The sequence below is a fragment of the Hymenobacter sp. genome (genome assembly GCF_036388155.1).
Taxonomy (GTDB): domain Bacteria; phylum Bacteroidota; class Bacteroidia; order Cytophagales; family Hymenobacteraceae; genus Hymenobacter.
Window position 1 is genome coordinate 1 of the sequence record NZ_DASVSI010000081.1, and the last position, 14,666, is coordinate 14,666.

Annotated in this window: 11 protein-coding genes; 3 read left to right on the plus strand and 8 right to left on the minus strand. The window is 59.2% G+C overall.

Annotation, left to right across the window (positions count from 1 at the left end; genetic code table 11):
* Positions 1-35: 35 nt before the first annotated feature.
* From trpB to VF629_RS11685, 8 genes are all read right to left on the minus strand, one after another.
* Positions 36-1,232: a tryptophan synthase subunit beta gene (gene trpB, locus VF629_RS11650; RefSeq protein WP_331058654.1), complete on the minus strand. Its 1,197-nt coding sequence runs from the start codon at positions 1,230-1,232 to the stop codon at positions 36-38.
* Between the two features lie 121 nt (positions 1,233-1,353).
* Entirely contained in the window at positions 1,354-2,094 is a 741-nt protein-coding gene (locus tag VF629_RS11655; RefSeq protein ID WP_331058655.1) for a phosphoribosylanthranilate isomerase, read from the minus strand.
* Positions 2,095-2,102: 8 nt separating this feature from the next.
* Positions 2,103-2,927, minus strand: coding sequence for an indole-3-glycerol phosphate synthase TrpC (gene trpC, locus VF629_RS11660; RefSeq protein ID WP_331058656.1), 825 nt, complete (start codon positions 2,925-2,927; stop codon positions 2,103-2,105).
* A gap of 78 nt (positions 2,928-3,005) precedes the next feature.
* Complete coding sequence (gene trpD / locus VF629_RS11665; protein WP_331058657.1) at positions 3,006-4,001, minus strand: anthranilate phosphoribosyltransferase; 996 nt, start codon at positions 3,999-4,001, stop codon at positions 3,006-3,008.
* 101 nt (positions 4,002-4,102) lie between these two features.
* The gene (locus VF629_RS11670) at positions 4,103-4,672 is read right to left on the minus strand and encodes an aminodeoxychorismate/anthranilate synthase component II (protein ID WP_331058658.1); all 570 of its coding nucleotides are present in this window, start codon (positions 4,670-4,672) and stop codon (positions 4,103-4,105) included.
* A gap of 15 nt (positions 4,673-4,687) precedes the next feature.
* Positions 4,688-6,112, minus strand: a complete 1,425-nt coding sequence (locus VF629_RS11675) for an anthranilate synthase component I family protein (protein WP_331058659.1) — start codon at positions 6,110-6,112, stop codon at positions 4,688-4,690.
* Positions 6,113-6,451: 339 nt separating this feature from the next.
* Complete coding sequence (locus VF629_RS11680) at positions 6,452-7,648, minus strand: alpha/beta hydrolase (RefSeq protein ID WP_331058660.1); 1,197 nt, start codon at positions 7,646-7,648, stop codon at positions 6,452-6,454.
* Entirely contained in the window at positions 7,645-8,340 is a 696-nt protein-coding gene (locus tag VF629_RS11685) for a hypothetical protein (RefSeq protein WP_331058661.1), read from the minus strand. Before VF629_RS11685 ends, VF629_RS11680 begins: the two co-directional genes overlap by 4 nt.
* Positions 8,341-8,956: 616 nt before the next feature.
* On the opposite strand from VF629_RS11685, the gene VF629_RS11690 reads away from it, so the two are divergent.
* The 3 genes from VF629_RS11690 (at position 8,957) to VF629_RS11700 (ending at position 14,588) form a co-directional block, all read left to right on the plus strand.
* Positions 8,957-11,998 (plus strand): SusC/RagA family TonB-linked outer membrane protein, encoded by a 3,042-nt coding sequence (locus VF629_RS11690; protein ID WP_331058662.1) that lies wholly within the window; start codon positions 8,957-8,959, stop codon positions 11,996-11,998.
* A gap of 12 nt (positions 11,999-12,010) precedes the next feature.
* Positions 12,011-13,642 (plus strand): RagB/SusD family nutrient uptake outer membrane protein, encoded by a 1,632-nt coding sequence (locus VF629_RS11695; protein ID WP_331058663.1) that lies wholly within the window; start codon positions 12,011-12,013, stop codon positions 13,640-13,642.
* Between the two features lie 175 nt (positions 13,643-13,817).
* A complete protein-coding gene (locus VF629_RS11700; protein WP_331058664.1) occupies positions 13,818-14,588 on the plus strand; it encodes a SusE domain-containing protein in 771 nt (256 codons plus the stop codon).
* Positions 14,589-14,666 lie beyond the last annotated feature (78 nt).

A 14,666-nucleotide genomic window follows, 5' to 3' on the forward strand; every position in this document is an offset into this window, starting at 1 on the left:
CCCCCCCCCCCCCCCCCACCTCCGCGAGAAAGGTATTAAATGAGCTTGTCCATGTTTTTCAAATACGTCTCCAGGTCTTTGTCGCCGCGGCCGGAGAGGTTGACTACCACCACGTCGGTGGGCCCGGCGCCCAGCTGCCCCAGGGCCGCCAGCGCGTGGGCCGTTTCCAGGGCCGGAATGATGCCCTCCAGGCGGCTGCATTCGCTCACGGCCGCCAGCGCATCGTCGTCGGTGATGGACACAAATTCGGCGCGGCCCGAGGTGCCCAAGTGCGCGTGCAGCGGCCCAATGCCCGGGTAGTCGAGGCCCGCGCTCAGCGAGTACGGCTCCGTAATCTGGCCGTGCTCGTCCTGCATCAGCAGCGTGCGACTGCCGTGAATGATGCCTGGCGTGCCGAGCACCGACGTGGCCGCCGAATGCCCAGAGTTGATGCCGTGCCCTGCCGCTTCCACCGCAATGAGGCGCACACTAGGCTCGTCCAGGAAATGATAGAACGCGCCGGCCGCATTGGAGCCACCGCCCACGCAGGCCACCACAAAATTGGGCAGCTCGGTGCCGGTTTTCTCCAGCAACTGCGCCCGCATTTCCTCGCTGATGACCGCCTGCAGGCGCGCCACCAAGTCCGGGTACGGGTGCGGGCCCACCACCGAGCCGATGATGTAGTGCGTGTCCACGGGGTTGGCAATCCAGTCGCGGATGGCCTCGTTGGTGGCGTCTTTCAGGGTTTGGCTGCCGCTGGTCACGCGGCGCACTTCGGCCCCAAGCAGGCGCATCCGGGCCACATTGGGCGCTTGGCGCTCGATGTCGGTGGCGCCCATGTACACCACGCACGGCAGGCCCATCAGGGCGCACACCGTAGCAGTAGCCACGCCGTGCTGGCCCGCGCCGGTTTCGGCAATGATGCGCTTCTTGCCCAGCCGCTTGGCCAGCAAAATCTGACCGACCGTGTTGTTGATTTTGTGCGCGCCAGTGTGGCAGAGGTCTTCCCGCTTGAGAAACACGCGCGTCCCGTACTTCTCCGAGAGTCGCTTGGCCTCGAACAGCGGCGTGGGCCGACCCACGTAGTCGCGCAGCAGGTGCTGCAAGTCGATTTGGAAGTCCGGGTCAGCCAGTATTTCCAGGTAGCGCGTGCGTAGCTCTTCCACGTTGGGGTAGAGCATTTCGGGCACGAAGGCGCCGCCGAATTCACCGTAGTAGCCGCGGGCCGTGGGTTGCTGATAAGAGGTAGTCATTGGCTTCTGATTTTTGATTCAGCTCGTCATGCAGAGCGCAAGCGAAGCATTTCGCGTGCTTCAATTATTTACTTGCGGCGGGCGAGATGCTTCGCTGCGCGCTGCATGACGGGCTTTTTTATTAATTAGTCAGTGTGTCACGCAACGCAGTCAGCATCTGCCCCACCCGCCCGGCATCTTTCACGCCCGGCGCGGTTTCGAAGCCGCTGTTCAAGTCCACTCCCACTAAGCCAGGCAAGCGCAGGGCGGCCAGCTCGGCGGCATGCTCCAGGCCCAGCCCACCTGCTAGGAAGTAGGGTACGGGCAGGTCGTAGTCGGACAACAACTTCCAGTCGAAAATGGCCCCGTTGCCACCCGGCGCGGCCCCTTTGGTGTCGAAGAGAAAAAAGTCGCAATGCGGCACGTAGGGCAGCAGGGCTGCAAAGTCAAGGGCTTGGCCCACCGAAAAAGCTTTCATCACCAGCAAGCCGGCTTGGTTCAACTCGGCGCACTGCGCGGGCGTTTCCTGGCCGTGGAGCTGCACCGCACTCAGGCCAAACTGCTCGGCGATGCCCAAGATGTGGTCGGTGGCTTCATTCACGAAAACGCCCACGCGCCAGATGTTCGGCGGCAGGGCCCGCACCCGTGCCGGAGCCAGGGCCGCGCCCACGAAACGAGGCGACGCAGGAGCGAAAATGAAGCCCAGGAAATCCGGCGCCTGCGCGGCTACCTGCGCCAAAGCCGTAGCGTCGCGCATGCCGCACACCTTCACTAGCAGGCGCGAAGGGTGCACCGGCTGGCCGTAGGCCGGCACTTGCGCACCCGCACCGGGCATGCAAGCGGCTTGCACAACGGCATGAGAAAGGTGGCGGGGCGTTTTCATGATGCTGGCTAGGAAACTGGAGCGAGCGTATTGGAGGCAGAGATTTCCTGGACCAAGGCCGCGCATGCGCGCTCGGGGCGGGCGTGGCGCATGAAGGCCTCGCCGAGCAGGAAACCTTGGTAGCCGGCCTCACGGAGCTGCCCGATGGCCGCGGCGTTGGAGATGCCGCTCTCCGACACCTTCACGAACTCGGCGGGGATGGCCGCGGCCAGCTCGAGCGACGTGTCTAGGCTCAGGCTGAAGTCGTGCAGGTTGCGGTTGTTCACCCCAATCAGGTTTACGGCATCGGCGTTGGCGGAGCGGGCCAGCTCCTCGCCGTCGTGCACTTCGAGTAACACTTCCAGCCCCAGCGAGCGGGCCAAGCTGCCCAGCGCGGTGATTTCGGTGGGCGTGAGCACGGCGGCGATGAGCAGCACGGCGTCGGCCCCAATGCTTTTGGCTTCGAGAATCTGGTATTCGTCCACCACAAAATCTTTGCGCAGAATGGGGCAGAAGTTGAAGCGGCGGGCCACGGTCAGGTCCTCGTTTTTGCCGCCGAAAAATTCACCATCGGTGAGGATGGATAGGGCCGCCGCGCCGGCCTGCATGTAGCCCAACGTGGTGCGCTCCACCGGCGCGTACTGATTAATCCAGCCCTTGGAAGGCGACTTGCGCTTGAATTCGGCGATGAGGCCGCTGCTGCCTTCGCGCCGCAGGTATTGCCGCAGCGACAACGGTTGCGACCGGAAATACAGGCTGCTTTCGAGGAGCTTGACGGGCACCAGTTCGCGGCGCGTGGCCACCTCTTTCCGCTTGTGGGCGATGATGGTTTGCAGGATGGTGGGCTGTGACATGGACGTGGTAACAGAAATGCAAGGCAAAAGCTTCTCGCAACGTTGAATAATTGTGCAACAAGGCGCTTGCTCGAAGCGCTATTTGGTTTCTAGCATGGTGGCAAAAGCTCGTTTGGCCGCGCCGGAGTCTAACGACTCGCGGCTTTGGGCCAGCGCCGCTTCCCAGCTCAGGCCGGGACGGGCGCACTGCAGGGCCAAGGCTGCGTTGGCCGTCACCACGTTGCGCTGGGCGGCGGTGCTGCGGCCTTCCAGCACTTCGCGGAACAGCTCGGCGGCGGCGGCCACGGTGCTCCCCCCGGCCAGGTCATCGGCAGCGCAGGTGGCCAGGCCCAAGGTATCGGCCGTGAGCACTCGTTCGCCCTCAAAAGAGGACACCACTTTGGCCGGACCGGTCAGGGCCAGTTCGTCGTAGCCGTCCAGAGCGTGCACCACGGCGTAGCGGGTGCCGGTGGGCTGCATCAGGTAGTGGTACACGCGCTGCAACTCCAAGCTGAACACGCCCAGCAGCTGGGCGGCGGGCCGCGCCGGGTTCACCAGCGGGCCGAGGATGTTGAAGAAGGTGCGCAGGCCCAGCTCGCGCCGCACGGGCCCGGCGTGGCGCATGGCCGGGTGAAAGGCCGGCGCGTGCAAAAAGCAGATGCCCGCCCGGTCGAGTTGTCGCCGCAGCTGGTCGGATGTTGCTTCGAAATCATAGCCATAATGGGCCAGCACGTTGGAGGCGCCCGAAACCGACGACACCCCAAAGTTGCCGTGCTTGGCCACCGGTACCCCGGCCCCAGCCACCACAAAGCACGCCAACGTGGAGATGTTGAGCGTGTTTTTGCCGTCGCCGCCGGTGCCCACAATGTCCAGCACCTCGTGGGTGCCCAGCTCCGGGTCGCGGCTCAGGTCGAGCAGCGCCTGCCGGAAGCCGGTCAGCTCGGTCACGGTGATGGGCCGCATGCGGTACACGGCTAGGAAGGCAGCCGTTTCGGCGGGGTTGGCGCCGCCCTCGCCCAACTGGCGCATGGCGGCGTGCGCCTCGGCATGCGTCAGGGGCTGGTGGTCAAATAATTTGGTGAGAATCTGTTTCATTCCTGATTTTTTTTAGTTGTCAGTTGCTCGTTGTTAGTTATCGGGCCCATGGAGCCAACTTTTGCGAACTGACAACTGACAACGAACAACTGACAACTATCCTAGCTCAACCAGTTTTCCAACATCTTGGCACCGTGCTCAGTCAAAATGCTTTCCGGGTGAAACTGCACGCCGCGCACGTCGAACTCGCGGTGGCGGAAGGCCAGCACCTCGCCGTTGGCGTCCCGCGCGGTGGTTTCCAAAGAAGCCGGCATCGACTCGGGGCGCACAGCCCAAGAGTGGTAGCGCCCCACCTGGAAACGGGCCGGCAGCCCGGCAAACAGCCGCTCGTCGCGCACTGTCACTTCGGCTTCGTTGGCCACGCCGTGGAGCACCGCGGGTATGTTGTACAACTCAGCCCCAAAACTTTCGGCCAGGCCCTGATGGCCCAGGCACACGCCCAGAATGCGCTTGGTGGGCGCGTATTTCTGAATGATGGCGGGCATGAGGCCGGCCTCGGTGGGAATGCCCGGCCCTGGCGAGAGCAACACCGCGTCGTAAGCGTCCACGGCTTCGAGGGGGAGTTGGTCGTTGCGCGTTACGGTAAGGTTGGGGCTGTGGCCCAGCTCGCGCAGCAAGTGCACCAGGTTGTAGGTGAAGGAGTCGTAGTTATCGAGAACGAGGATTTTCATGGCAGTGGTCAGGATTTATTTAACCGCTTCGGCTGCGCGCAGGGCGGCCCGCAAGGCGCCCAGTTTGTGGTGCACTTCTTCCAGCTCCGATTGCACATTGGAGGCCGCCACCACGCCCGCGCCGGCCTGGAAATAGAGCTGATTGCCGGTGCTCAAAAACGAGCGAATCATAATGGCATGGTTGAAGCTCCCATCGAACCCCAAGTGGCCCAGGCAGCCGCCGTAGTAGCCGCGCGCCGTGGGCTCCAGTCCGTCAATCAATTGCAAAGCCCGGTGCTTGGGCGCGCCCGAGAGCGTACCCGCCGGGAAGGTGTCGGCCACTACCTGCAGGGTGTCGGTGCCCTGGTCCAGCTCGGCCGTCACGTGGCTTACCAGGTGAATGACGTGGGAGTAAAACTGGATTTCGCGCAGGGTGCGCACCTGCACCTTGGTGCCGTGGCGGGCCAGGTCGTTGCGGGCCAGGTCCACCAGCATCACGTGCTCGGCGTTTTCCTTGGGGTCGGCGGCCAGGCGCTGGGCCGCGGCGGCATCGGCGGCGTCGTCGCCGGTGCGGCGGTAGGTGCCGGCAATGGGGTACAAGCTGGCTTCGCGGCCCTGCACCAGCACCTGGGCTTCGGGCGAAGAGCCAAAAATTTTGTAGTCGCCGTAGTCAAAGTAAAACAGGTAAGGCGAGGGATTGATGGAGCGCAAGGCGCGGTACACGTTGAACTCATCGCCCGAAAATCCCTGCTGAAACCGCCGCGAAAGCACAATCTGAAACACGTCGCCGCGCAGGCAGTGGGCTTGGCCCTGTGTAAGTCGCGCCAGAAACTCCGTATCGGTCTGGTTGCTCGCCTCCTCTCCCACCGTGGCAAAGCCGAAGGCCGGCACGCTGGGGTTGCGCACCAGGTTTTCGAGCCGGTCGAGGCCGCTGCCATCCGCTTGCTCACCTTCCAGACTGTGCTCAAATAAATGCAGCTCCTGCCGGAAGTGGTTGAAAGCAATGACGTAGCGGTAAACGCCGTAGCGAATCAGGGGCACATCGCCGGCCGGCACTTTTCCGGCATCAAGCGTCACGTCCTCAAAGCTTTGCACCGCCTCGTAGCCCATGTACCCAAAGAGGCCCGTGCTAATGAATGCAGGCTTGGTGGCGGCGGCGTCGGTCGCAAACGCGGCGGCAAATTCGCGCAGCTTGGTCAAGGCTTCGCGGGGCTGAGCTAGTTGTTCGTTCGTTTCGTTGCCGCCAGGAAACGACTGCCGCAAGGTGCCGCCGCGCCGCAACTCAAACGTGGCCAGCGGCTCGCACACCAAGTAGCTAAAGGCATTCTGCTGGCCGTGATAATCAGCGCTTTCCAGCAACAGGCAGTTGGTGTATTGGTCGCGCAGACGTAAGTACAGGCCCACCGGCGTTACGGTGTCGGCAAGCAAGCGGCGGGTTTGAGTGGAAAGTTGGTACGGCACGGACGAAACGGGGAGGGTGTAGATGCAAAAAAGCCCGGCGGAGGGCCGGGCTTTTCGTGTTCTATAGCAAAATCTGGGGTGACTTCACTAGGCGCACAGGCAGTCCGGTCCGAGGTTTCGGAACTGCCACCACCAAGCCTGGGAAGTACGATGTGAGGTCATATGTTGAAGACGCGTCTTCTTAAAACGCGTTGCAAAGATATAGCGTCTTTTTTAAAATACCAGCAATGATGTCTGTTTTTTGCTGTGAGCCTGGCAACGCGCCCTCATTATTTCCACGAATTCACCAAAGCATCACCCGCCCTCCCGCTGCCGACTGCCCTTACTGTTAACAACGCATCAACGCTTCTTAAGTGCCGGCCCGTTGGAAGCAAATGGCCCGAAGAGAAACTGATACGCGGCCGGAAACTCGCGCTGCCAAAACCACTCCCGGTGCTGCCCGTCGGCGGGTGCTCGAAACGCCACGTTGGCGGCGGGAACCCGCTGGGCCAGCAGCTGGTCGCGCCAAGCCGTCATCAGCGGCAGCATGGTTTCCGATTCCTGGGGCCCGCACACGAAATAAAACCGGGTGGTAGGCGCCGCGGGGTGAGTTTTGGCAAACGCCTGGAGTGAATCGTGGCACACCCAAAACGCGGGAGAAAACGCCCCGACCCGACCAAATACCCGCGGGTATTTGAGCGCCGCATACACCGAAATAAGCCCGCCCAGGCTGGACCCCGCTACGCCGGTGTGCGCGGCATCGGCCAGGGTACGGTAACGCGCGTCAACGTAGGGTTTGAGGGCAAGGGCCAAAAAATTGACATATGCGCCGCCCTGGCCGCCGGCTTTTATTTCCTCGTTGCGCCAGGGAATGTATTCGTCGGCGCGGTGCTGGTTGTCGTTGTCCACGGCCACCACAATGCTGCCGGTGGGGTCCTGGCCCGCGGCGCGCAGTCGGTCCAGGGTTTCGTCAACGCCCCACTCGCCGCTAAAGCTAGTGGCTTCGTCGAAGACGTTCTGGCCGTCGTGCATGTACAGCACAGGGTAGCGCCGCGTGGGGTTGTTGGAGTAGTCCGCCGGCAGGTACACCAGCACCCGCCGGGTACGCCCCAGTTGGGGGATGCGGAAAGCCTCGTCCAAAACGTGCACCTGCGCCGTGGCCGAGGGCTTCTTGAGCGCAACGGTGCCGGGGCTCACCCACGCCACAATCTCGTGCGTCAGCGCTTGGCCCTGATGCAATTGGGCCTTCCGATTGGCCAGCGGCTGCTTATCGAGCCCGGCCTCGGCCTTGTCCCAACCGCCCCGCGTGAATTTGTATTCCACTGCCCCTGCCGTGGGTGGCAGGCGAATGAAATAGCTGCCGTCGGCCTTCCTGGTCAGCGCGTACGCCGCGTTGCGGGGGTTCCAGCCGTTAAAAGAGCCGGCCACAAAAATGGTGTCGGTCGGCCGGGTGTCAGCCGGCACCCGGCTGATGGTCAACACACTTTGGGCCGCAGCGGGCCAGGCCAGGCTCAACACGGCCATCAGCCCCAGGGGCAGCCTGGCCCTGGTTTTCATCGAATGGTTTCGCCGGTTCCGGCACCGCGCTCGGCCGAATCCATTTTGCGCAACGTGTACACGGCCCGCACCGAGTCTATCCCGGGGAGTCCATTGGCTTGAAAATCAAGCAGGGCACCCTGCTTCTGCGGGCCTTTCACGAAATGCCGGTACTCTTCGGCCGGCTCGCGCACCACGTACAGCACGCTTGAAGAAGGAATTTTGAGGCGCGAGAAAAAGCTGCGGCCGTCGCCCGCGGGGCGGCGGGTTTCCTCAGCCACCACACTGGTGCCGAGCAAGCGGTACTTGGTGACGTCGCTGCCGGGCAAGGCCAAGTTTCCCAATCCGTCCACAAAGACTTCGCGGCGGGTCATGAGGTGCTCCAGGTCCAGGGTCTTAAGCAGGCCCAGGTGCTCCTCCGACATGATGAGTTGCTGCACCGACTTGCCGGGCGCGGGCTCTTCGTAATAGACCAGCACCGGTTTTTTCAGCTTGACCTTGCCCACCACCAAGGCCGGCCGGGCCTCTTCCTCGTCAGCCCGTTGCGTGGTGATGGGCGAGTACACGGGGGGAGGCTTCGGGGCGCCTTTCGTTCCCGGAGCGGGCTTGGCTTTCCCCTTCGGAACGGGCTTGCGAGTCCCGGGACGGGACTGAGCCAGCGCGCCAAAGGTGGCAGCAACGAGCAGCACAATGAGCAAAAGGTGCTTTTTCATATTCTCAGGAAAAGCCAAAAGTAAGAATGATAAATCGGGGCAACAAGCCAGCTACTGCACCGGTAAAGTTAAGGGAGTGCTATTGTCTGAATAAACAATGTGCTTGCGGGCTAAAGTCGACCCTGTTCCATCTAACTCCTCATTGGTATCCTACCATTAATGGCATCCAGTGTGCCAAATGTACTTTTCCCGCGCGAGGCGTTAAAACCCTTGCCTTTATAATATGCAATCTCGCGCCCCCGTCGCCAAGCACAAACTGCAGGTTCTGCCAGTATAAAAGCAAAGATTTTTTGGTAATGATTAGCCAACATGAACACATTCTCCCTAATTTCACTGTGCAAACGTTTGCAAAAAGGTCTATAGAAGTTAGAATCCTGCACCTTGCACAGCTTGCATTAAACCTGTAACACGCTGCTTAACAAATCCTTTTGCCGCACTATTCTGTTTATTTTGACAATCCGGCAGGCCTACACACACACCAGAGAAGTACTCAGAAAAATCTTGTCCAAGACCCTAAAAACGCCAGTTGGGTGCGTCAGCGCACTGGTTTAAGCAGCAACCATTCTTGAATTTTTCTTTTTCCCACCACTCATATTTTTTACCAATTCCCACTCCCATGAAACACCCCTATTTAGCGAAACTTTTGTTTTTGCTACTGTTCGCGGCCTTTGGCTTCCCGTCAGGGGCCTATGCGCAGACCGGCACCATCAGCGGCCGGGTCACCGATAGCAAGAACGAAGGCATTCCCGGCGCCACAGTGCTTATTGAGGGTTCCTCCCTGGGCAGCTCGTCCAACGTCGACGGTACGTACAGCATTCAAAACGTGCCGGCTGGGCCGCAAACGGTTGTGATTTCGTTTGTTGGCTACAACTCAGTGCGCCGCCCTGTCACCGTGACGGCTGGCCAAAACACCGAAGTGGCAGCTAGCCTAACCGAAAACGCCACCCAGCTATCCGAAGCAGTGGTGGTGGGCTACGGCACGCAGCGCCGGCAGGACGTGACGGGCTCTGTAGCTACAGTCGACTCGCGGCAGTTTGTGCAGGGCCAGGTGACCAACCCGGAGCAACTCATTCAGGGCAAGGTCGCTGGTGTGAGCATCACCACAGGCGGTGGCGCACCGGGTGCTGGTAATGTTATCCGCATCCGCGGCAACTCGTCGCTTAATGCCAACAATGACCCATTGTATGTAATTGACGGTGTACCGGTTGACAAAGATGCCATCAGCGGCGCCTCCAACCCCCTCTCGTTGATAAATCCCAACGACATTGAGACCTTCACGGTGCTAAAGGATGCTTCTGCTACCGCCATTTACGGCAACCGTGCTTCGGGTGGGGTTATCCTCATCACCACCAAACGTGGTCTGCAAGGTGAAAAACTCCGGGTAGAAGTAAACTCCCAAACAGGCGTTTCGACAGTAGCCCGTCGTTACGAAACGCTGTCTGCTGGTGCATTTCGCTCTCTGATTCAAGCTAATGGCTCTCCTTCTCAAATTGCCAGCTTGGGCACGGCCAACACCGATTGGCAAGACCAAATTTTCCGCACGGCCGGCGTGTACGACAATACCATCAGCTTGACCGGCAACGCGGCCAAGATACCGTTCCGCGTATCGTATGGCAACCTCTACCAAGAGGGCATAGTTATCACAAACAAGCTGAAGCGTAATTCTGGCTCGGTGAGCCTTTCACCAACTATCCTCGATGGTCATCTCCGCATCGACATCAATGCCAAAGGCAGCGTGGTGGACAACCGCTTCGTTGATTATGGCTATGTGGCGGGAGCCGCCCTCTACGACCCCACTCAACCCGTGAGGTCTAATGAGGCGCGCTATTCGCGCTATGGTGGCTACTTCCAATTCGTAAACCCCAGCAATGGCTTCCCACTTGGAAACGCCCCTACCAACCCGGTGGCTGCCCTCAACAACTCCAACAATACCAGCACAGTAAAGCGCCTTATTGGCAACGTGCAGCTTGACTACAAAATCCACGGCGTTGAAGGCCTGCGGGCTAACGTCAACTTGGGCATTGACGCTGCGCGTGGTCGCGGCAACAATGTCATCCAGCCCACCGATTTTGGCAACTACAACACCAGGTCGGCCGACCCGGGTGTTAGCGGCCGTTACACGCAATATTCGCAAGACAAGGACATGAAGCTGCTGGAAGCCTACTTGGCTTATGGCAAGCAGTTTGGTGGCACCAAGTTCGACGTGCAGGTGGGCCACGCTTACCAGTCGTTCGTGAACGAAGGTCCAAACTTCTTGGACTACCGTTTTAACCGCGACACTTTGGTTAACCGCACCGATGTATTGACCGCCGCTGGTTACTACGGTAAGAATGTGTTGCTGTCCTACTTCGGCCGCACTACCGTGAATGTTGAAGACAAATACCTGTTGACTGCCACCTTGCGTAATGACCAAACGTCGCGCTTCCGCAAGGGCTACCGGAGCGGCTGGTTCCCAGCCGTGGGCTTGGCCTGGCGCGTTAAGAACGAAGATTTCTTGAAAGACAACGCTTTCTTCTCTGAATTGAAAGTGCGTGCTGGTTACGGCCGCACGGGCCAACAAGACATTGGTGGAGCCTACGACACGCAGCCCCGCTACGTCATCAGCAGCTCGACTACGCAATACCCGCTGGGCACTGCTCCTACCGGCATCACCTACAGCCCTCAGGGCTATAACTCTGTGCTGACCTGGGAAACCACCAACACCTACAACGCTGGTTTGGACCTGGGCTTCTTCGACGACCGCCTCACGGCTACTCTTGATGTGTACCAGCGTACGGCCTCCGACCTGCTCGCTTTGGTCAACCAGTCGGCTGGGTCGAACCTCACTAACCAGTTGAACGCCAACATCGGTTCGCTTCGCAACCGCGGTATTGAGTTGGGCCTAAACTACGGCGTTTTGCGCGGCGAAGACCTGAACTGGAACGTGAACTTAAACGGTGCTTACAATGTCAATAAAATCACCGACTTAGGCCGTCAGGCTGAGGGCTTTGTTGGCTATGCAACGGGTGGTATCGGTGGCGGTACCGGCAACAACATTCAGATTCAGTCAGTGGGCCAACCGAGCAACGCTTTCTTCGTCCGCCAGCAGGTATATGGCCCCGATGGCCGGCCTGTGCAGGGTGTGTATGTTGACCGCAACAACGACGGCTCAATCTCCGACGCCGACAACTACTATTACAAGCAGCCTGCTCCCCTTGTTACGCTCGGCTTTAGCTCGAACGTGGTGTACAAAAAAGCGACGTTCGCGTTCACGCTGCGCGGCAACGTAGGCAACTACGTCTACAACACCAACGCCGCCAACCTTGGCACTTATGCCAACGCCCAGGGTTCGACCAACTTCGTCAACAACCTCAACCCTGATATCCTCAACACCGGCTTCACGCGTCCGCAGATTTTCTCGGACTACTACGTGCAAAACGCTTCGTTTCTGCGTTGCGAAAACATCACTTTGGGCTACAATGTTGGCAAAGTGTTAGGTGCCTCGACGCTCCGCATAACGGGTAACGTACAGAATGCCTTTCTCATTACGAAGTACGATGGTGTTGACCCGGAAGTAGCTACTGCTCCTACCACCACTGCCGGCCCGACTTACGGCATCGACACTAACTTTTATCCACGTGCCCGGACGTACACGCTCGGTCTTGCTCTCGGCTTTTAATTCCCACCAGTCATGAAAAAATCAGTATACCGGGGGCTGTCGGCCCTCGCCTTGAGCACGGCACTGTTCGGCCTCAATACGTCTTGCACGAAAGACCTTGACCAAACGCCGAAATATGAACTGACCCCCGACAAGGTATATGTCGGAGTAAACGGCTACAAGCAAGTGCTGGGCAAGCTGTATGCTGGCTTTGCACTCACCGGAGCCCAAGGCCCGGGCGGTGCGGGCGATATCAGCGGCATCGACGCCGGCACTTCGGATTACATCCGTCAGTTGTGGAGTGCCCAAGAGCTCACCACCGACGAGGCTGTGATTGCCTGGAACGACCCAGGCGTTCAGGAGTGGCACAACATGAACTGGGATGCCAACGACCCGCTGCTGCGGGGCCTTTACAGCCGCATCTACTACGAAATTGCTATTTGCAACGAGTTCATTCGGGAGTCGAGCGACGAAAACCTAAATAGCCGCTTGGGTGGCGCCGAAAGTGCACAGGGCAAACTGTTTCGGGCCGAAGCGCGCTTTTTGCGGGCGGTAGCCTACATGCACGTAATCGACTTATTTGGCAACGGGCCGTTTGTGACAGAAGCCGATGCCGTAGGGGCCACCCTGCCTCCTTACTACACCCGCAAGCAGCTTTACGATTTCGTTGAAAGTGAATTGCTTGCCTTGACCACGGAACTGGCTCCGCCCCGTACCAACGAGTACGGACGAGTGGACCAATCGGCCGCTCACGGCTACTTAGCCCGTCTTTATCTAAATGCGGGCGTATATGCAGGCGCCGACCAATACGCTAAGGCAGCAGAAGAAGCCAAAAAAGTAATCGACGCTGGTTATACGCTTTCGACGACTCGCAGCACGGCTTCCTCAGCTTATGGCCTCCTCTTTTTGGGCGACAACAACACGGCCCCGGCATCCAACGAAATTATCTGGCCGGTGATATTTGACGTGTCACGCGTACAGAGCTTCGGCGGCACTACCTTCTTGGTAAACGGTGCCACAAGCGGAGCTGACGGAGCGTGGCAAGCCTACGTAGGCGAAACCACTGGTTGGGGCGGCATGCGCACCACTCGCGCCTTGGTCGATAAGTTCTTTCTGGCTGGTGGCGACACCGCCCGCGACACCCGTGGCCGTTTCTGGACTCGAGGCCAATCCCTGGAAATCAACGACTTGAGTCAGTTCACGCAAGGCCTCGGAGTTATTAAGTACCGGAACGTTACTTCTACTGGTGTTGGCTTGGGTGGCTCGCTCAACTTCTCGAGCGTTGACTTTCCGATGCTTCGCTTAGCCGACATGATGCTTATTTATGCCGAAGCAGCCGCACGCACCAACACCAACCGCAGCACCGCGCTTGGCTACGTGAACCAGATTCGGGCACGCGCTTTCGGAAACAATTCTGCTGCCATCACCGATGCGCAGATGACTCCCGAATTCATTCTTGACGAGCGGGCCCGCGAATTGCACTGGGAAGGCACCCGCCGTACCGACCTCATCCGCTACAACCGCTTTGTGGAAGGCACCTACTTGTGGCCTTGGAAAGGCGGCGTGGCAAACGGCCGGGCTGTGGAAGCACACCGCGTGCTGTTTCCCATTCCAGCGGCGGACTTGACTGCTAACCCCAACCTGAAACAAAACCCTGGTTATTAATAAGCCGTGAGGTGACGCCGGATGCTTAGCCGGCGTCACCTCACGATGCGGGCCTGGCCCCATTGTAAGTTCCTGCAATGCAGTTTTTATGGTTGAAGCTGAGACTTATAGCCATACTAAGTTGTTTCAGGAAAACACTGAGTTACCACCACGTTTTTAACCCCGAAATATTCCCATGAAAAATTGGCTTACCCAAGTTGCCGCTGCTGTGTTTGCAGTGGCCTCCCTTGCCTCTTGCGAGAAAGATGAGGACAAGGTTACTGTAGCCCCTTCGGCGTCGCTGGCCCTCACCGCCAACCGTACTTCGGTGGTGCTGGCTCAGGCTAACGCCTCCCAGACGGCGCTCACTTACACGTGGAACCCAGTTACCTTTTCGCTCAGCGGCACCGAGAGCAATAAGGTCGCGGCTCCCACCTACCAATTGCAGGTCGCCAAGTCCGACAACGGCTTTGGTTACCCCGCCATCATCGACGCCGGAACTAGCGTAACGAAAGCCGTAACGGTTGAAGACCTTAACACTGCTTTGACCACACTCGGCGTAGAACCCGGTATAGCCACGCCTCTATTTGTACGGGCTGTAGCCGTATTGGGTACTGATAATCAGAAATTTGTATCGAATCCACTTCCGATTACGGCGACTGGTTACAAAGTTTGCTTGCCTCCCAATAAGGACGTTTACTCCATCATTGGCCCGGCTGGTATTGATTGGAACACTGACGTTCCGCTGACTTACAACTGCGATACCAAGACTTACGATATTACCCGCGCGTTGAACGCCGGGGAGTTTAAATTTCGTAAGAACAACGACTGGGGCACCAACTATGGTAGTACCTCCAGCAACGGCGGCCCATTGGCTCTCAACGGTAGCAACATTTCGGTTAGTACTGCCGGCGTCTATACTATCAAGCTCAACCTGGCTACCCTGACGTACACTATCGCCAAGTAAAGCTGAGTATTCAGTGCATCTTTACCGGCCCGGCCAGACAAAAAAAGACTCCTGCTGATAGGAGTCTTTTTTTGTCTG

Excerpts from the sequence above, each read along its gene's own strand:
- VF629_RS11700 (WP_331058664.1), top strand. The coding sequence starts at position 13,818 with ATGAAAAATTGGCTTACCCAAGTTGCCGCTGCTGTGTTTGCAGTGGCC.
- VF629_RS11680 (WP_331058660.1), bottom strand. The coding sequence starts at position 7,648 with ATGAAAACCAGGGCCAGGCTGCCCCTGGGGCTGATGGCCGTGTTGAGC.
- VF629_RS11695 (WP_331058663.1), top strand. The coding sequence starts at position 12,011 with ATGAAAAAATCAGTATACCGGGGGCTGTCGGCCCTCGCCTTGAGCACG.
- trpD (WP_331058657.1), bottom strand. The coding sequence starts at position 4,001 with ATGAAACAGATTCTCACCAAATTATTTGACCACCAGCCCCTGACGCAT.
- trpC (WP_331058656.1), bottom strand. The coding sequence starts at position 2,927 with ATGTCACAGCCCACCATCCTGCAAACCATCATCGCCCACAAGCGGAAA.
- VF629_RS11690 (WP_331058662.1), top strand. The coding sequence starts at position 8,957 with ATGAAACACCCCTATTTAGCGAAACTTTTGTTTTTGCTACTGTTCGCG.
- VF629_RS11685 (WP_331058661.1), bottom strand. The coding sequence starts at position 8,340 with ATGAAAAAGCACCTTTTGCTCATTGTGCTGCTCGTTGCTGCCACCTTT.
- VF629_RS11670 (WP_331058658.1), bottom strand. The coding sequence starts at position 4,672 with ATGAAAATCCTCGTTCTCGATAACTACGACTCCTTCACCTACAACCTG.
- VF629_RS11655 (WP_331058655.1), bottom strand. The coding sequence starts at position 2,094 with ATGAAAACGCCCCGCCACCTTTCTCATGCCGTTGTGCAAGCCGCTTGC.
- trpB (WP_331058654.1), bottom strand. The coding sequence starts at position 1,232 with ATGACTACCTCTTATCAGCAACCCACGGCCCGCGGCTACTACGGTGAA.